This window comes from Pseudomonas entomophila, assembly GCF_029478665.1.
Lineage (GTDB): Bacteria > Pseudomonadota > Gammaproteobacteria > Pseudomonadales > Pseudomonadaceae > Aquipseudomonas > Aquipseudomonas entomophila_F.
Map to the genome: position 1 here is coordinate 12,494 of NZ_JARPQB010000011.1, position 17,616 is coordinate 30,109.

The window sequence follows — 17,616 nt, forward strand, 5'->3', positions numbered from 1 at the left end:
GAATCCGCTCCTACAGGGCCTGCGCCAATCCTGTAGGAGCGGATTTATCCGCGATGAGGCCGGCTCAGGCGACCACCACCTCGGCCGGCGACACGATCGAGGTCTTCGCCCCGCGCGAGCGCCCCGAGCTCAGGTACGCCGCAATCGACTCCTGCGTCACCTCTCCCAGAAACACCTGCTCGGCATCCAGCACCGGCAACCACGCCCGGTTGAACTCGTACATCCGCGACAGCAGGATGCGCAGGTGTTCGTCGTGGGACGCCGTGGCATTGAACGCCCTCAGGAAGTCCGCGCACGCCCCTTGCTGGCGATGCATGTCGCGCCTGCGCACATACCCCAGCGCCTTGTTCTGCCCGTCGGTGACCACCACATAGCGCCGGTCATGCTCATCCAGCAGTTCCAGCGCATCGCTCACCGGCGTTTCCGGGCTCACCGATGGCGCGTTGTCCGCGGCATCCTCGGCACGCACCAGCAACAGGCGTTTCAGCGTGCTGTCCTGGCCGACGAAGTTGCTGACGAAATCATCCACCGGATGGGCCAGCAACGTGTCCGGATGATCCAGCTGCAGCAGCTTGCCGGCACGGAAGATGGCGATCTTGTCACCCAGCTTGATCGCTTCGTCGATGTCATGGCTGACCATGATCACGGTCTTGTTCAGCGCCCGCTGCATCTCGAAGAACTCGTGCTGGATCAGCTCGCGGTTGATCGGGTCGACCGCGCCGAACGGCTCGTCCATAAGCAATACCGGCGCCTCGGCGGCCAGGGCGCGGATCACGCCGATACGCTGCTGCTGGCCACCGGACAGCTCACGGGGGTAGCGCTGCAGGTACTGCTTGGGCTCGAGCTTGATCATGTGCATCAGCTCGCGGGCGCGGTCGTGGCATTTCTGCTTGCCCCAGCCGAGCAGGCGCGGGACCACGGTGATGTTCTCCTCGATGGTCATGTTGGGGAACAGGCCGATCTGCTGGATCACGTAGCCGATCTGGCGGCGCAGGGTGACTTCGTCCAGCGCGCTGGTGTCCTCGCCGTTGATAAAAACCTGGCCGGAGGTGGGGGTGATCAGGCGGTTGATCATCTTCAGCGTGGTGCTCTTGCCGCAGCCGGAGGGGCCGAGGAACACGCAGATCTCGCCCTCGTTGACGGTGAGGCTTACCGCGTCGACGGCGTTGACGTCCTTGCCGTTGGCGGTGAAGGTCTTGCTGAGGTTGTTCAGTTCGATCATGGGCGCAGTCCTTCTGGAGTCAGGGCACGTTGCAGGGCTTGCAGGAGCAGGTCGGCGATGATCGCCAGCAGGCTGACGAGCACGGCGCCGACCAGCAGCATCGACATGTCGCTGCGGCTGATGGCGGTGAGGATGAGCACGCCCAGGCCGCCGGCGCCGATGGTGGCGGCGATGGTCATCACGCCGATGTTCATCACCACGGCGGTGCGCACGCCGGCGAGGATCACCGGCACGGCGATGGGCAGCTCGACCATGCGCAGGCGCTGGCCGAAGGTCATGCCGATGCCACGGGCCGCTTCACGGATGCCGGGCTCGACGTTGGTCAGGGCCAGGTAGGTGTTGCGCAGGATCGGCAGCAGCGAATAGAGGAACACGGCCGTGATCGCTGGCAACGGGCCGAGGCCCTGGCCGAACTTCGAGTAGAACGGCAGCAGCAGGCCGAACAGGGCGATCGAGGGGATGGTCAGCAGCACCGTGGCGCTGGCTTGCAGGGGGCCGGCGAACACCGGGAAACGGGTCATCAGGATGCCCAACGGCACGCCGACGATAATGGCCAGCCCCACGGCGATGCCGACCAGGGTGACATGCTGCCCGGTCAGTTGCAGGACCTGGGCCCAGTCGAGGTGGGCAAAGGTATCGAGCAGGTTCATGGTTGTACCTCGCCGAGTGAGTGCTCACGCAGGAATGCCGTGGCGACCACGGTCGGGCTCCGGTGCTCGACATCGACCTGGGCGTTGAGCTGGCGCATGGTCTCGTCGTCCAACTGCTCGGCCAGTGGCTTGAGCAGGGCGGCCAGTTGCGGGTGGGCGTCCAGCACCGCTTTGCGCAGCACCGGCGCCGCCGTGTAGTCGGGGAAGTAGTGCTTGTCGTCTGCCAGCAGCTTGAGGTCGAAGGCGTTCAGGCGCCCGTCGGTGGTGTAGACCAGCCCGGCGAACACTTGGTTATTGCGCATTGCGGTGTACACCAGGCCGCCATCCATCTGGCGGATGTTGCGGCGGTCCAGGGGCAGGTCGTACACCTCGCGCAGGCCGACCAGGCCATCGGGGCGGTTGGCGAACTCGGTGTCCAGGGCTACCAGGTGGTGGCGGGTGCGCTCAGCATGCAGCACCTGGTTGAGGTCGCTGATGGTGTTGACTTGTGGATAGGCTTCGGCCACCTGCTTGGGCAGGCCCAGGGCATAGGTGTTGCTGAATTTCGACGGGGTCAGCCAGACCAGGCCCTTGTTCGCATCGAGTGCCTTCACGCGGGCGTAGGTGGCTGCGGCGTTAGGCATGCGTTCGTCGATATGGTTGTAGGACACCAGCGAGACCCCGGTGTACTCCCACATCAGGTCGAGTTGCCCGGTTTCCTGGGCCTGGCGGGCGATATTGCTGCCAAGGCCCGAGGTCACCCGCACGTCGAAGCCGTTGGCGCGCAGGTACTGGGCGGTGATTTCGGCGAGCACGGTCTGTTCGGTGAACACCCGGGCGCCGATGCGGATCAGCGGTTTGTCCGCCGCCTGGGCAAAGCCTGCGCATAGCAGGGCCGCGCCCAGGAGCAAGGCGATTGTCTTCTTCATGGTTTCCCTCTTGTTATCGGGCCAGGCCACGTTCCAGCCAGCGCTTGCTGGAGAAGCTCACCAGGGCGTCGAGCGCCAGGGCCAGCAGCGCGGTGCAGGCGGCGCCGAGCAATAGCTGCGGCTGGTTGTTCAGGGCGATGCCGGGGAAGATCAGGCTGCCCAGGCTGTTGGCGCCGATCAGGAACGCCAGCGGCGCGGTGCCCACGTTCAGCGCCAGGGCCACCCGCACCCCGCCGACGATGATCGGCACGGCGTTGGGCAGTTCCACCTGCCACAACTGCTGGCGCGGGGTCATACCGATGCCGGTGGCGGCTTCCTTGAGCGAGGCGGGGACGTTTTTCAGGCCCTCGTAGGTGTTGCGCACGATGGGCAGGAGGGAGGCGAGGAACAGCGCGAAGATCGCGGGACCGGCGCCGATGCCCAGGACACTCAGGGCGATGGCCAGGACGGCCAGGGGAGGGATGGTGTTGCCAACATTGAAAAACTGCATGAAGCGCTCGGCCTTGTCGACCCGGTGCGGTCGACTCAAGGCAATGCCGGCGGGGATGCCCACGGCCAGCGCCGCCGCCATCGAAGCCAGCACCAAAACCAGGTGCGCTTGCAGGTAGAACCCAAGATCGTCGCGGTAGCGGGCGATCGTGTCGATGCCGATCCAGTGGACCAGCAGGGCCAGGATGACGAGCACGGCGGCCCATCCCAACAGCCCTTTTCCGTAGCGTGCAGCCACAGGCGGACTCCTTTTTTGTAGTCGGCGATCACACCCCCGTGCGGCCGGCCATTCCTGGCGGCGGGCAGCGTGGTCGCGAGTAGCAGCCCGATGCGCGGCATCAGGCCATGAGCCGAACCCCGTCGGGCTCGTGAAGCGGGTGAAACCAGCCCTGAACCGAGGCGGGTTGCAGGGGAGTGGACGTCTCCGTGGGCGTAAAGGTTCCCATCTGGGGCGGCATTTGGCCAGTGCTAATCACTGGGTTGTAGGAATCTTCACGCGAAAAACAAGCGCAGATATTACGTTTAGGCGTTGAAGTGCCTGCTATTGAGGTGCCTGTCGGGAAGGGCAACATAGCTGAACAAAAATTTTTTAGTCGCTTGAGGGAATATTCTCTCGGAGGTATTTTATTGGCCTGGTCGATCAGTTTTTGTCTGGAGTTCGTTGCTGAGTTCGACGCATTGGAGCGATCGGTCAAGAGGGAACTGATCGGTCAGCTGAAGCTCCTCGAACACCAAGGTCCTGAGCTGGGCAGGCCAAGGGTGGATACTTTGAAGGGATCCCAGCATCCGAACATGAAAGAGCTGAGGTTTCGCGTTGGTAGTGGAGTGTGGCGCGTCGCGTTTGCCTTCGACCCGGATCGCCAGGCCGTGATTCTGGTCGGCGGTGACAAGGCAGGATTGAGCGAAAGGCTGTTCTACCGACGATTGCTCAGACGCGCCGATAAGCGTTTTGAAAAGTACCTGTTAAAGAGGAACGAGGAATGACCAAGACACTTGAAGAGGTCATGAACAGCTTGCCGGCCGACTTGCGCGCCGAAGCCGAGCAACGAGGGCGTGAGCTGATTCGTGAGGAAATGACGCTTCAGGCTTTGCGCAAGACGCTCGAGTTGACCCAGGAGGGGATGGCCGAACGTCTCGACATTCGCCAGGCCAATGTCTCGAAGTTCGAGAAACGCAACGACATGCTTATTTCCACCTTGCGCAACTATCTCGAAGCCATGGGTGGGACGCTTGAGTTGGTCGCACACATGCCGGGCCGTCCTCCCATTACTCTGGATGGATTTGCTGAAGGGCTTCCAGGCCAGGACTGATTCGCGTCACTGGACTGACGGAGGCTGCAGACTTTGGCCAAGGGCGTGACTTCAGGTATGATATCGCCCCTTTTTGAATCCCCAGTCAGGCGATTTCCCATGACCAACCAGGCCGCCGAAGTCGCGAAGCGCCGCACTTTCGCCATCATTTCCCACCCCGACGCCGGTAAGACCACCATCACCGAGAAGCTCCTGCTGATGGGCAAGGCGATCTCCGTCGCGGGTACCGTGAAGTCGCGCAAGTCCGACCGCCACGCCACCTCCGACTGGATGGAAATGGAGAAGCAGCGCGGCATCTCCATCACCACCTCGGTGATGCAGTTCCCCTACCGCGAGCACATGATCAACCTGCTCGACACCCCCGGCCACGAGGACTTCTCGGAAGACACCTACCGCACCCTGACCGCGGTGGACTCGGCGCTGATGGTGCTCGACGGCGGTAAGGGCGTCGAGCCGCGCACCATTGCCCTGATGGACGTCTGCCGCCTGCGCGACACGCCCATCGTCAGCTTCATCAACAAACTCGACCGCGACATCCGCGACCCGATCGAACTGCTCGACGAAATCGAGGCGGTACTGAAGATCAAGGCCGCGCCGATCACCTGGCCGATCGGCTGCTACCGCGACTTCAAGGGCGTGTACCACCTCACCGGCGACTACATCATCGTCTACACCCCGGGCCACGGCCACGAGCGCACCGAGGCCAAGATCATCCAGAAGCTGGATTCGGACGAAGCCCGTGCCCACCTGGGTGACCAGTACGATTCGTTTGTCGACCAGTTGGAGCTGGTGCAGGGTGCCTGCCATGAGTTCAACCAGGACGAGTTCATCAACGGCCAGCTGACCCCGGTGTTCTTCGGTACCGCGCTGGGCAACTTCGGTGTCGACCATGTGCTCGACGCGGTCGTCGACTGGGCGCCACGCCCGCTGGGCCGTGTCGCCCACGAGCGTACCGTCGAGCCTGTCGAGGAGAAATTCACCGGCTTCGTGTTCAAGATCCAGGCGAACATGGACCCGAAACACCGCGACCGCATCGCCTTCATGCGTATCTGCTCGGGCAAGTACGAGAAGGGCATGAAGATGCGTCACGTACGGCTGAACAAGGACCTGCGCATCGGTGACGCGCTGACCTTCTTCTCGTCCGAGCGTGAGCAACTGGAAGAGGCCTTTGCCGGCGACATCATCGGCCTGCACAACCATGGCACCATCCAGATCGGCGACACCTTCACCGAAGGCGAGGCGCTGGGCTTTACCGGTATCCCGCACTTCGCCCCTGAGCTGTTCCGCCGTGTGCGCCTGAAGGACCCGCTGAAATCCAAGCAACTGCGCCAGGGCCTGCAGCAGCTGGCCGAAGAGGGCGCCACCCAGGTGTTCTTCCCCGAGCGCAGCAACGACATCATCCTCGGCGCGGTCGGTGTGCTGCAGTTCGACGTAGTCGCCAGCCGCCTGAAGGAAGAGTACAAAGTCGAGTGCGCCTACGAGCCGATCACCGTCTGGTCGGCGCGCTGGATCAGCTGCGACGACAAGAAGAAGCTGGAGGAATTCCAGAACAAGGCCATGGAGAACCTGGCCATCGACGGTGGTGGCCACCTCACCTACCTGGCCCCGACCCGGGTCAACCTGTCGCTGATGGAAGAGCGCTGGCCGGACATCAAGTTCCGCGCGACTCGCGAGCATCACTGATCGTACAGGTCTTCACCTGACCCTGTAGGAGCGGCCTTTAGCCGCGAAAGGGCCGCAAAGCGGCCCCGGCGATCTTTGTTGAACACTGAACCCGGGGCCGCTACGCAGCCCTTTCGCGGCTCAAGGCCGCTCCTACAGGGGTAAGCGTAAACCCCGCAGTTAATTTCCTGCTTTTATGCTGGTCCAGATCCGCGTCCTGATGCGGTCGATCTTCGCCGGCATCGCCTCCAGCGCATACAACTTGCCCATCACGTCCTCGCTCGGGTAGATCATCGTGTTGCCCTTCATCGCCGGGTCCACCAGCGCGTCAGCCTGCTGGTTGCCATTGGCGTACTGCACGAAGTTGCTGATCCCCGCCATCACTTCAGGCTGCAACAGGTAGTTCATGTAGGCATACCCTGCCTTCTCATTGGGCGCATCGGCCGGCATGGCCACCATGTCGAACCACATCGGCGCGCCTTCCTTCGGGATCGAGTAACCCACCTTCACCCCGTTCTTCGCCTCTTCGGCGCGGTTCTTCGCTTGCAGCACATCGCCCGAGAAGCCCACCACCAGGCACACGTCGCCATTGGCCAGGTCGCCGGTGTATTTCGACGAGTGGAAGTAGCTGATATACGGGCGCACTTTCATCAACAGCGCCTTGGCCTTGTCGTAGTCGGCCGGGTTCTGGCTGTGGTGCGGCAAGCCCAGGTAGTGCAGGGCGATCGGCAGCAGCTCGGGGCCGTTGTCCAGCACCGCCACGCCGCAGCTCTTGAGCTTGGAGAGGTATTCGGGCTTGAAGAACAGGTCCCACGAATCGATCGGCGCGTTGTCGCCAAGCACCGCCTTGACCTTGTCGATGTTGTAGCCGATGCCGGTGCTGCCCCACAGGTACGGGAAACCGTACTGGTTGCCCGGGTCGTTCACCTCCAGTGCCTTGAGCAGCACCGGGTTGAGGTTCTTCCAGTTCGGCAGCTGCGACTTGTCCAGCTGCTTCAGGGCCTTGCCCTGGATCTGCCGGGCCATGAAGTGGTTGGAGGGGAACACCACGTCATAGCCGGAGTTGCCGGTCATCAGCTTGCCGTCGAGCGTCTCGTTGCTGTCGAACACATCGTAGGTTGGCGCGATACCGGTGGTCTGCTGGAAGTTCTTCAGGGTGTCCGGGGCGATGTAGCTCGACCAGTTGTAGATCTTCACCGAGTCGGCGGCGTTGGCAACGCTTGCGGCCAGCATCAGGGGAGCGAGAAGGAGCGTGCGCATGTCGGGGTTACCTTGCTTTGTCTGTTGTTATCGAAGGCAGGCGATCAGCGGATCAGAAAATCAGTACGTAGGTCTTGCGCACGGTCTCCTGGATATCCCAGGTGCCGAGGCTGTTGGCCGGTAGCATCAGGGCGTCTCCGGCTTCTATGACAAGCGGCTCGCCACCGTCGGGGGTGAAGGTGCAGCGGCCCTTGATGAAATGGCAGAACTCCTGTTGCACGATCTGCCGTCGCCAGCGGCCCGGGGTGCACTCCCAGATACCGGTCTCGACACCATCGCTGCGCTCGACGCAGGTGACCGAGGTGACCGCGACCGGCTCGCCGAGGGGCACGGCGACCGGGGTGGAGCTGTCCAGGATGGCGCTGTCGGTGTGCTTGAACTGGGTGATGCTCATGACCGGTGGATCCTGTGTGGTGATGAAGGGAAGTCAGTGCATGAAGCCTTCCATGAAGTCGGCCAACCCGCTGGCCAGGCGCCGCCGCCAGGGGGCGCTGGCCGGGTTGGCGAGGGTCCGGTCCTCGTGGACGAAGCTCTGGATGATCGCGTTGTAGCCCAGCCAGCGGCAGGGCTCGGGTGGCCAGCTGGCCAGGCTCGACAAGGGGCGGTTGTCATGCACCCAGGGCTGGGCGGTGAGTGCGTTGTGTTGACCGAGAATCAGTGCCGCCAACGTGCGGCCACCCAGGTTGGTGGCGCCGACGCCTTCGCCGCCATAGCCACCGGACAGGGCGATGCCGCGCTGGCGGTCGCACAGCATGTGCGGGCGGAAGCGTCGGGCCATGCCCAGGTTGCCGCCCCAGGAATGCGTGATGCGAACGTGCTTTAGCTGCGGGAACAGCTCGCCGAACAGGTAGCGGCGCAGTTCGACCTCGTTTTCGCTCAGGGTGAAGTCCTCGCGCAAGCGTCCACCGAAGCGATAGCCGCCGCGGGCGCCGAATACCAGGCGGTTGTCGGCGCTGCGCTGGCCATAGGTGACCTGGCGGCTGCTTTCGCTGAAGGCCTGGCCCTGGCCCAGGCCGATCTGTTCCCAGGTTGATTCCGGCAGTGGTTCGGTAGCCACCAACAGGCTCTGCACGGGCAGTTGGTGACGCCCGAGCGGTGGCAAGCTGGCGGCGTAGCCTTCGACGGCGGGCACCACCCAGTGGCTGCGAATGCGTGCCAGTGGGGTGCGCACTGCGCCGGTCTGCCAATCGATGGCCGGGGTGTTCTCGTAGATCGGCACGCCCATGGCCTCGACCGCCCGCGCCAGGCCGCGTACCAGCTTGGCCGGCTGGATCGTGGCGACATGGGGGCTGTAGATGGCGCCGTAGGGGTTGCTGACTTTCAACTGGGTGTCCAGTTGTTCGGGGCGTAGCCAGCGGTAGTCGTCTTCGCTCATGCCTTGGCGGTAGAGGTTGTCGAGCCAGGCGCGCAGGCTGCGCTCCTGTTCTGGATAGCGGGCGGCGCAGTAGAGCACGCCGCCCTTGCGGTAGTCGCAGTCGATACCCTCGCGCTGGAGCACGTCGTGGACTTCGTCGGGGATGCCATGCAGCAGGTCGATGCTTTCACGGCGTTGCTGTGGCGAGAGGGTGGCGAGCAGGCGGTCCTCGCCCAGCAGGTTACCCATCAGCCAGCCGCCGTTGCGCCCGGACGCGCCGAAGCCGGCGATGTTGGCTTCGATCACCGCAATATCGAGCTGGGGCGCCTGGCGCTTGAGGTAGTAGGCGGTCCACAGGCCGGTATAGCCGGCACCGATGATGCACACATCGAGGTCAAGGTCCTGGCGCAGGGCCGGGCGCGCGCACAGCGGCTCGTCGAGCTGGTCCATCCACAGGCTGATCGTGCGCAGGGGTTGCATCGGGGCGGGCTCCACATCCGGTAAAGGTCTGTGGGCGATCCTAGTGAAGCGCGGGGAAGGCTGTCTTACGTGCGTGCACGCAGGGAAATTTGCTTGAGGTAGGCCTTCGGGGACAACCCAGTGTGTTCGCGGAAACACTTGTAGAAGGCTGACAGTGAGTTGAAGCCGGCGTTGAAAGCCAGTTCGTCGATGGGTGTGCGCACGCTGCCGTCGCCCAAGCTCGCGATCAGGTGTTGCAGGCGAGCCTGGTTGACGTAGCGGTAGAAGCTTTGCCCGAGCACCTGGTTGAGCAGGTAGGAGATCTGGTTGCGACTGTAGCCGCTTGCGTCGGCGACCTGCTGCAGGTCCAGTTCCGGGTCGAGGTAGGGGCGCTGGCCCTGGAAGTAGTGCTCCAGGTCCTGGGCCATGGTCGACAGTTGGCGTGGTGACAGGCCCAGCCTGCTGGTGGCTGGGCGTGGCCGACCCGGGTGGCTGGCGCTGCTACCCTGGCGCACCAGCGTGGCGTACTCGTTGACCTGCCAGATCAGCCCGTCCTTGACCGTGATCGCTTCGCTGGACTGGAACGCTGCCAGCCCGTCGCCACCTTGAACCGTGACCTGGTACTGGATGAACGCGGTGCAGCCGTCGACGCGGATGCGGTCGCGGTGGACGATGTCCTCGCCAGCTTCATGGGGCAGGCAGGCGCGCACGTAGTCGCGCAGGTCGTCGTAGCCGAGCACGCGGTTCTGGAAGAAGTCGTGGTACTGGATGTCCGGGTGGTAGAGCGCCATCACCCCGTCGAGGTCGCGATGCTTCCAGCACAGGTGGTAGCGCATGACGGTGTCGGCGGTGAGCGGGGTTTGCCCGGGGCCGTCGGGGAGGGGAGTGGCGGTCATGGGCCTGATAGTGCATTGCAGAAAACCCAGGCGCAAGGGCATGGATCTGGCATTTTGCACGGTCTTGCCAGGCTACTTGCCGGGCAAGGTGTTGATTCGAATGGATGTTATCTTTTGATACAAGTGGCACGAGCACTGCACTGTCTTTGCTCAACACCGAACAAGGAGAACAGCCATGCGCTCGATACTGCTGTGGATGATTGGGGTGCCGATCCCGGTGATCATCCTGATCTGGTTCTTTATGCATTGAGATCCCCGGGGCCGCTGTGCGGCCCTTTCGCGGCACAAGGCCGCTCCTACACAGGCAACGCGTTTCCCTGTAGGAGCGGCCTTGTGCCGCGAAAGGGCTGCGAAGCGGCCCCAGCGTTCCAACGTTTAAAGAAACTGCTCGGCATAGTGACAGGCCACCTGCCGCGTGCTCACCTGGCGCAACGCCGGCACTTCCTTGGCGCAGCGCTCGGTGGCATGGGGGCAGCGTTTGTGGAATGCGCAGCCATCCGGCGGGTTCAGCGGGTTGGGCAACTCACCGGCAATGCGGATCTTCGGTTTCAGCGGATCCGGGTGGATCGCCGGGGTCGCCGACAGCAGCGCTTGCGTGTACGGATGCAGCGGCTTGTCGTAGATATCCTCCTTCGGCCCCATCTCCGCCGGCCGGCCCAGGTACATCACCAGCACCTGGTCCGCCACATGGCGCACCACCGCCAGGTTGTGGGAGATGAACACGTAGGCGGTGTTGAACTCCTTCTGCAGGTCCATGAACAGGTTCAGCACCTGGGCCTGGATCGACACGTCGAGAGCGGAAGTCGGTTCGTCCGCCACCAGCACTTTCGGTTGCAGCATCATCGCCCGGGCCAGGGCGATACGCTGGCGCTGGCCACCAGAGAACATGTGCGGGTAGCGCTGGTAGTGCTCGGGGCGCAGGCCCACCTGCTCCATCATCTTCTGCACTTTCTCGCGGCGCTCGGCCTTGCTCAGCGAAGTGTTGATCAGCAGCGGTTCGGCGAGCTGGTCACCGATCTTCTGCCGCGGGTTGAGCGAGGCGTAAGGGCTCTGGAACACCATCTGCACGTCGCGGCGCAATTGCTTGCGCTGGTCCTTGCTGGCGCCCTTGACCTCATGCCCGGCGATCTGCAGCGAGCCGGAGGAGGGTTCCTCGATCAGGGTCAACGCACGGGCCAGGGTGGACTTGCCGCAGCCGGACTCGCCGACCACGGCCAGGGTCTTGCCGGCCTCCAGTTCGAACGACACGCCATTGAGCGCGCGTACCAGCGCATGGCCCTTGAACAGGCCGCGGGAGACTTCGTAGTGGCGGGTCAGCTCACGGGCGGATAGAACGACGGTCATCACGCCACCTCCTGGTTCAGCGGATAGAAGCAACGCACCAGGCTGTGGGCCTGGGGATCGAGGGCCGGGCGCTGGCGGCGGCAGTTTTCCTGCACGTACGGGCAGCGCGGCGACAGCAGGCAGCCTTGCGGGCGGTCATAGCGGCCGGGAACGATACCGGGCAGGGTCGCCAGGCGCTCGGCGCCGATGCTGTGCTCGGGGATGGCCGCCAGCAGCGCTTCGCTGTACGGGTGGGCGGGGATGTCGAACAGTTCGGGCACCTGGCCCACTTCGACAGCCTGGCCCGCGTACATCACGCACACGCGCTTGGCGGTTTCAGCGACCACGGCCAGGTCATGGGTGATGAGAATCAGCGCCATGTTGCGCTCTTTCTGCAGGTTGACCAGCAGCTCCATGATCTGCGCCTGGATGGTCACATCCAGGGCGGTGGTCGGTTCGTCGGCGATCAGCAGTTTCGGTTCGCCGGCGATGGCCATGGCGATCGCCACCCGTTGGCTCATGCCGCCGGACAGCTGGTGCGGGTAGGCGTCCAGGCGGCTTTCGGCGGCCGGGATCTCGACTTTCTTCAGCAGCTCCAGGGCGCGCTGGCGCGCGGCCTTGCCCTTGAGGCCGAGGTGCTGGCGCAGCACTTCCTCGATCTGGTAGCCCACGGTGTAGCTGGGGTTGAGCGCGGTCATCGGGTCCTGGAAGACCATGGCGATGTCCTTGCCCACCACCTTGCGCCGTTGGCGGCCGCTGAGCTTGAGCATGTCGATGCCGTCGAAGTTGAGCACATCGGCGGTGATACGGCCGGGCGCGTCGATCAGGCCCATCAGGGCCATCATGGTGACCGACTTGCCGGAGCCGGACTCGCCGACGATGGCGAGGATCTCGCCGGCTTCCACGGCCAGGTCGAGGCCGTCCACGACAGGGATGGCGTTGGCGTCGCCGAAGCGCACGTTCAGGTTGTTGATCTGCAACAGTGACATGGCGTTCTCCTCAGGCGGCGTTCTTGAGTTTCGGGTCCAGCGCGTCGCGCAGGCCGTCGCCCATCAGGTTGATTGCCAGCACACTGAGCAAAATGGTCAGGCCGGGCAGGCTCACCACCCACCAGGCGCGCTCGATGTAGTCGCGGGCCGAGGCCAGCATGGTGCCCCACTCGGGGGTTGGCGGCTGCACGCCCAGCCCCAGGAAGCCCAGGGCGGCGGCGTCGAGAATGGCCGAGGAGAAGCTCAGCGTCGCCTGCACGATCAGCGGTGCCATGCAGTTGGGCAGCACGGTGACGAACATCAGGCGCGGCAGGCCGGCACCGGCCAGGCGCGCGGCGGTGACATAGTCGCGGTTCAGCTCGCCCATCACGGCGGCGCGGGTCAGGCGCACATACGATGGTAGCGAGACGATGGCGATAGCGATCACGGTATTGATCAGGCCTGGGCCGAGGATGGCGACGATGGCCACGGCCAGCAGCAGCGAGGGCAGGGCCAGCATCACGTCCATCAGGCGCATGATCGAAGGGCCGAGCAGGCGCGGGAAGAAGCCGGCGAACAGGCCGAGCAGGATCCCCGGGATCAGTGACATCACCACCGACGACAGGCCGATCAGCAGCGACAGGCGCGCGCCCTGGATCAGCCGCGAAAGCAGGTCGCGACCCAGTTCGTCGGTACCCAGGATGAACTGCCAGGTGCCGCCTTCCAGCCACACCGGCGGGGTGAGCAGGAAGTCGCGGTATTGCTCGCTGGGGTTGTGCGGCGCCACCCAGGGGGCGAACAGGGCGCAGAACACCACCAGTATCATGAAGGCCAGGCCGGCCACCGCGCCTTTGTTGCGCGAGAAGGCCTGCCAGAATTCTTTGTAGGGCGAGGGGTAGAGCAAGCTCTGGTCGACCGCGCTGGACGGGGTCACGGATTTCGGAATCGGGCTAGTCATGACGGGAGCCTCAGCGCTGATGACGGATGCGTGGGTTGACCAGGCCGTAGAGGATGTCCACGACGAAGTTGACCAGGATCACCAGGCAGGCGATCAACAGGATGCCGTTCTGGACCACGGGGTAGTCACGGGCGCCGATGGCTTCGATCAGCCATTTGCCGATGCCCGGCCAGGAGAAGATGGTTTCGGTGAGCACGGCGCCGGCCAACAGTGTGCCGACCTGCAGGCCGAACACGGTCAGTACCGGGATCAGCGCGTTGCGCAGGCCATGGATGAACACCACGCGTGACGGCGACAGGCCCTTGGCGCGGGCGGTGCGGATGTAGTCCTCGCGCAGCACTTCGAGCATCGACGAGCGGGTCATGCGGGCGATCACCGCCAGCGGGATGGTGCCCAGCACGATGGCCGGCAGGATCAGGTGCATCACCGCATCCTTGAATGCGCCCTCTTCGTCACTGAGCAGGGTGTCGATGAGCATGAAGCCGGTTTTCGGTTCGATGTCGTAGAGCAGGTCGATGCGCCCGGACACCGGTGTCCAGCCGAGGCTCACGGAGAAGAACATGATCAGGATCAGGCCCCACCAGAAGATCGGCATCGAATAGCCGGCCAGCGAGATGCCCATCACCCCATGGTCGAACAGCGAGCCGCGCTTGAGCGCGGCGATCACCCCGGCCAGCAGGCCGATGACGCCGGCGAACAGCAGGGCGGCCATGGCCAGCTCGAGGGTTGCCGGGAACAGGGTGAGGAATTCGTTCCATACGCTCTCACGGGTGCGCAGGGATTCGCCCAGGTCGCCCTGGGCGAGCTTGCCGACATAGTCCAGGTACTGGGCCGGCAGCGGCTTGTTCAGGCCCAGGCGCTCCATGGCCTGGGCGTGCATTTCGGGGTCGACCCGGCGTTCGCCCATCATCACTTCGACGGGGTCGCCGGGGATCAGGCGTATGAGCGCGAAGGTCAGCAGGGTGATACCGAAGAAAGTCGGGATCAGCAGACCCAGGCGTCGGGCAATAAAACTCAACATTGTCGGGGGTACCTCATCAGCCGGAACGGCGGTGCCGCCGGGCCCCTTGCAGAGGGTCCGGCGGCTGTTGTTGTTCTACTTCACCTTGGTGGTGGCGAAGTTGTTGTTGGTCAGTGGGTTGATCACATAGCCTTCGACGTTCTCGCGCATGGCGGTGAACATTTTCGGGTGGGCCATGCTGATCCAGGGCTGTTCTTCATCGTACACCGCCAACGCCTCGTTATAGAGCTTGGCGCGTTCATCGTTGTCGATCACTTCGCGGGCCCGGGTGATCAGGTCCTGGAACTTCTGGTTGCACCAGCGTGCGTAGTTCTCGCCGCTCTTGACCGCGTCGCAGCTGAGCATGGGGGTGAGGAAGTTGTCCGGGTCGCCGTTGTCGCCGGCCCAGCCCGCCGATACCAGGTCGGCTTCGCCTTTCTTCGCACGGCGCAGCATCTCGGCCCATTCCATCACGCGGATGTCGAGCTTGATGCCGATCTTGGCCAGGTCGGACTGGAGCATTTCGGCGGACAGGCGCGGGTTGGGGTTGGTCGGGCCACCGCCGTTGCGGGTGAACAGGGTGATCACCGTGCCTTCCGGCACGCCGGCTTGCTTGAGCAGTTCGCGGGCCTTGTCCAGGTCATGGGGCGGGTTCTTGTTGTCGGTGTTGTAGCCGATCATGGTCGGTGGGTACGGGTTCACGCCCGGCAACGCATTGCCCTTGCCGAACAGCTGGTCGACGTGGGTCTGGCGGTCGAAGGCCATGTTGATCGCCTTGCGCACGCGCACGTCGCTCAGGTACTTGTGCTGGGTGTTCATCGAGATGTAGCCGGTGACCAGCGCCTCGATTTCCGCGACCTTGAGTTTCGGGTCGGTCTTGATGCCCGGCACGTCGTCAGGCTTGGGGTACAGGGCGACCTGGCATTCGTTGGCGCGCAGTTTCTGCAGGCGCACGTTGCTGTCGGTGGCGATGGCGAAGATCAGCGCGTCGGCCGGTGGCTTGCCGCGGAAGTAGTCCGGGTTGGCCTTGTAGCGAACCTGGGCATCCTTGTTGTAGCGCTGGAAGATGAACGGGCCGGTGCCGATCGGCTTGCTGTTGAGGTCGGCGGTCTTGCCGGCCTTGAGCAGCTGGTCGCCGTATTCGGCGGAGTAGATCGAGGTGAAGGCCATGGCCATGTCGCGCAGGAACGGCGCTTCGGGGCGGGTGAGGGTGATCACCACGGTGTGGTCGTCGGTCTTCTCGACCGACTTGAGCAGGTCCTTGAAGGCCATGCTTTCGAAATAGGGGAAACCGATGCTGGTCTTGTCATGCCACGGGTGGTCGGGCCGCAACTGGCGGTTCAGGCTCCACAGCACGTCGTCGGCGTTGAAGTCGCGGGTCGGGGTGAAGTAGTCGGTGGTGTGGAACTTGACACCTTCACGCAGGTGGAAGGTGTAGACCAGCCCGTCGGGGCTGACGTCCCAGCTCTTGGCCAGGGCCGGCTGGATCTCGGTGGTGCCGGGCTTGAAGTCGACCAGGCGATTGAAGATGGCCTCGGCCGTGGCGTCGGCGGTAACGGCGGTGGTGTACTGGACGATGTCGAAGCCCTCGGGGCTCGCCTCGGTGCACACCACCAGCGGCTTGGCCGCCAGGTTTGACGCCGCGCCCAGGATGACCGCTGCCAGGGCAGCGCGTAGCGGTAGCGATTTCATGGAACCTCCCTGCAGTCATTGTTCCAGCGTAGCCGCCACGGCCCGTTGTCAGTCGGGCCGTGGCGGCAACGGTCAGAGGATGTTGAACGGAATGGTGGTGACCAGGCGGAACTCGTCCAGGCTGCCGTCGCCCTGGGCCTTGCTGGCGCGGTGGGCGGTGTAGGTGGCGCGGATCGCGGTATCCTTCAGCGGGCCGCTCTGTATCGCGTAGCTGGTACCGAAGCCCCACTCGTAGTGGGTTTCGCCGTCCAGGCCTTTGACGTCGTACATCGTGCCCTTGTAGTGGGTGCCATCGATGCCCCAGCCGCGAGCGTTGTACAGGTTGAACTTGAGGCCTGGCACACCGTACGGCGCCATGTTCAGCACGTAGCTGATCTGCAGGGATTTCTCGTTCGGGCCGTTGAAGTCCGACAGCAGGGAGTTGGCCAGGTAGATGCCGTTGGTTTCGTGCAGGTAGTCGAAGTACTCGTTGCCGTTGACCTGCTGCCAGGAGGCGCTGAGCGTGTGGGCCTGGTGGGTCAGGCCGAACGACAGGCTGTAGGTGTCGTTGTCGATCTCGCCCATCTTCTTGCTGCCTTCGTCCACGGTCTTGTAGTAGTTCAGACCGGTGGTCAGGCTCAGCACCGCGCTGTCGCCCAGCACATGGTTGGCGCCGACGTAGTACTGGTTCCAGAAGTCCTCGACCTGGGTGGCGTAGAAGCTGGTGGTCAGGCTCTTGAGCGGCTGGTAGTTGACGCCGACGGTGCTGGCGCGGTCGGTTTCCACGCGCTTGGCCGTGTATTCGCTGCGGAACTTGCTCAGGCTCTGTTCGGTACGCGGCGAGACGCGGTCGAACGTGCCCAGGTCGAACGACAGGTTGTCGAACTCGGCGCTGTGCAGGAACGCACCCTGGAAGCTCGAGGGCAGGGCACGGTTGCCGATGTAGGCGATCATGGGCGTGTCGACCGACTGGCGACCGACGGTCAGCGTGGTGTTGGAGATGCGTGCCTTGACGTTGCCCAGGCCCATCTTGCTCCACTGGCCGATGACATCGCCGTCGCTGTGGGTGAGCGTGCGGTTGTTCGGCCCGGCCACGGCGGCGCGGCCGCGCTCGAGGGCGATGGCGTTGTAGGCCGCGGCCTCGACGGCGAAGCCCACGGTACCTTCGGTGAAGCCCGAGCTGTAGTTGAGGATGGTGCCCTGCACCCAGTTGTTACGGCTGTGGGTGTCGTGCTGGGTGCCGTCGCCCTTGTAGTACTTCCACAGCGGCGCGCGGGTGGCGCGTTCGTGGGCATACCAGTTGCGGGTGCTGCCGGACAGGCTCTGGCCGTCGATGAAGCCTTTGCTCTCGGCCTGTTCGCTGCTCGACTTGAGCGTGACCGGAACGAAGTCCTGGCTGGCGGGCTCGGCCAGGGCGAGGGCGCTGAAGGCGCCGACGGACAAGGCTAATGCGGTGAGTGTGAAACGTCTCAAGATTAAAGCTCCC

Annotated in this window: 17 protein-coding genes; 3 read left to right on the top strand and 14 right to left on the bottom strand. The window is 64.1% G+C overall.

Features of this window, described 5'->3' with window-relative positions:
• Positions 1-64: 64 nt before the first annotated feature.
• The 4 genes from P5705_RS07300 to P5705_RS07315 are packed head-to-tail and all read right to left on the bottom strand — an operon-like array spanning position 65 to position 3,507.
• Positions 65-1,222 carry an osmoprotectant ABC transporter ATP-binding protein OsmV gene (locus tag P5705_RS07300; protein WP_277460195.1) on the bottom strand — a complete coding sequence of 386 codons (1,158 nt, stop codon included), beginning with the start codon at positions 1,220-1,222 and terminating at the stop codon, positions 65-67.
• Entirely contained in the window at positions 1,219-1,872 is a 654-nt protein-coding gene (locus P5705_RS07305; RefSeq protein ID WP_277460196.1) for an ABC transporter permease, read from the bottom strand. The genes P5705_RS07300 and P5705_RS07305 overlap by 4 nt, the downstream gene beginning before the upstream one ends.
• Complete coding sequence (locus P5705_RS07310; protein ID WP_277460197.1) at positions 1,869-2,780, bottom strand: glycine betaine ABC transporter substrate-binding protein; 912 nt, start codon at positions 2,778-2,780, stop codon at positions 1,869-1,871. Before P5705_RS07310 ends, P5705_RS07305 begins: the two co-directional genes overlap by 4 nt.
• A gap of 13 nt (positions 2,781-2,793) precedes the next feature.
• Positions 2,794-3,507, bottom strand: a complete 714-nt coding sequence (locus P5705_RS07315) for an ABC transporter permease (RefSeq protein WP_011532367.1) — start codon at positions 3,505-3,507, stop codon at positions 2,794-2,796.
• 296 nt (positions 3,508-3,803) lie between these two features.
• On the opposite strand from P5705_RS07315, the gene P5705_RS07320 reads away from it, so the two are divergent.
• The 3 genes from P5705_RS07320 (at position 3,804) to P5705_RS07330 (ending at position 6,262) form a co-directional block, all read left to right on the top strand.
• Complete coding sequence (locus P5705_RS07320) at positions 3,804-4,253, top strand: type II toxin-antitoxin system RelE/ParE family toxin (protein ID WP_277460198.1); 450 nt, start codon at positions 3,804-3,806, stop codon at positions 4,251-4,253.
• Positions 4,250-4,579, top strand: coding sequence for an XRE family transcriptional regulator (locus P5705_RS07325; protein ID WP_277460199.1), 330 nt, complete (start codon positions 4,250-4,252; stop codon positions 4,577-4,579). The genes P5705_RS07320 and P5705_RS07325 overlap by 4 nt, the downstream gene beginning before the upstream one ends.
• 99 nt (positions 4,580-4,678) lie before the next feature.
• Positions 4,679-6,262, top strand: a complete 1,584-nt coding sequence (locus tag P5705_RS07330; protein ID WP_011532371.1) for a peptide chain release factor 3 — start codon at positions 4,679-4,681, stop codon at positions 6,260-6,262.
• A gap of 159 nt (positions 6,263-6,421) precedes the next feature.
• Here the strand turns inward: P5705_RS07330 and P5705_RS07335 are convergent, their stop codons facing one another.
• The 10 genes from P5705_RS07335 to P5705_RS07380 form a co-directional block, all read right to left on the bottom strand.
• Positions 6,422-7,501, bottom strand: coding sequence for a polyamine ABC transporter substrate-binding protein (locus P5705_RS07335; RefSeq protein ID WP_277460200.1), 1,080 nt, complete (start codon positions 7,499-7,501; stop codon positions 6,422-6,424).
• A 52-nt stretch (positions 7,502-7,553) separates the two neighbouring features.
• On the bottom strand, positions 7,554-7,895 hold the full coding sequence (locus P5705_RS07340) for a cupin domain-containing protein (protein WP_217868454.1): 342 nt from the start codon (positions 7,893-7,895) through the stop codon (positions 7,554-7,556).
• 33 nt (positions 7,896-7,928) lie between these two features.
• Complete coding sequence (locus P5705_RS07345) at positions 7,929-9,335, bottom strand: NAD(P)/FAD-dependent oxidoreductase (RefSeq protein WP_277460201.1); 1,407 nt, start codon at positions 9,333-9,335, stop codon at positions 7,929-7,931.
• 65 nt (positions 9,336-9,400) lie between these two features.
• A complete protein-coding gene (locus P5705_RS07350) occupies positions 9,401-10,210 on the bottom strand; it encodes a helix-turn-helix domain-containing protein (RefSeq protein ID WP_277460202.1) in 810 nt (269 codons plus the stop codon).
• A gap of 375 nt (positions 10,211-10,585) precedes the next feature.
• The gene (locus tag P5705_RS07355; protein ID WP_011532376.1) at positions 10,586-11,554 is read right to left on the bottom strand and encodes a peptide ABC transporter ATP-binding protein; all 969 of its coding nucleotides are present in this window, start codon (positions 11,552-11,554) and stop codon (positions 10,586-10,588) included.
• A complete protein-coding gene (locus tag P5705_RS07360) occupies positions 11,554-12,522 on the bottom strand; it encodes an ABC transporter ATP-binding protein (protein WP_240065594.1) in 969 nt (322 codons plus the stop codon). The genes P5705_RS07355 and P5705_RS07360 overlap by 1 nt, the downstream gene beginning before the upstream one ends.
• Positions 12,523-12,532: 10 nt before the next feature.
• On the bottom strand, positions 12,533-13,459 hold the full coding sequence (locus P5705_RS07365; protein WP_011532378.1) for an ABC transporter permease subunit: 927 nt from the start codon (positions 13,457-13,459) through the stop codon (positions 12,533-12,535).
• A gap of 10 nt (positions 13,460-13,469) precedes the next feature.
• Positions 13,470-14,480 carry an ABC transporter permease subunit gene (locus P5705_RS07370; protein WP_011532379.1) on the bottom strand — a complete coding sequence of 337 codons (1,011 nt, stop codon included), beginning with the start codon at positions 14,478-14,480 and terminating at the stop codon, positions 13,470-13,472.
• 75 nt (positions 14,481-14,555) lie between these two features.
• Positions 14,556-16,151: an ABC transporter substrate-binding protein gene (locus P5705_RS07375; RefSeq protein ID WP_277460203.1), complete on the bottom strand. Its 1,596-nt coding sequence runs from the start codon at positions 16,149-16,151 to the stop codon at positions 14,556-14,558.
• Between the two features lie 72 nt (positions 16,152-16,223).
• Positions 16,224-17,603, bottom strand: coding sequence for an OprD family porin (locus P5705_RS07380; protein WP_277460204.1), 1,380 nt, complete (start codon positions 17,601-17,603; stop codon positions 16,224-16,226).
• Between the last annotated feature and the right edge of the window lie 13 nt (positions 17,604-17,616).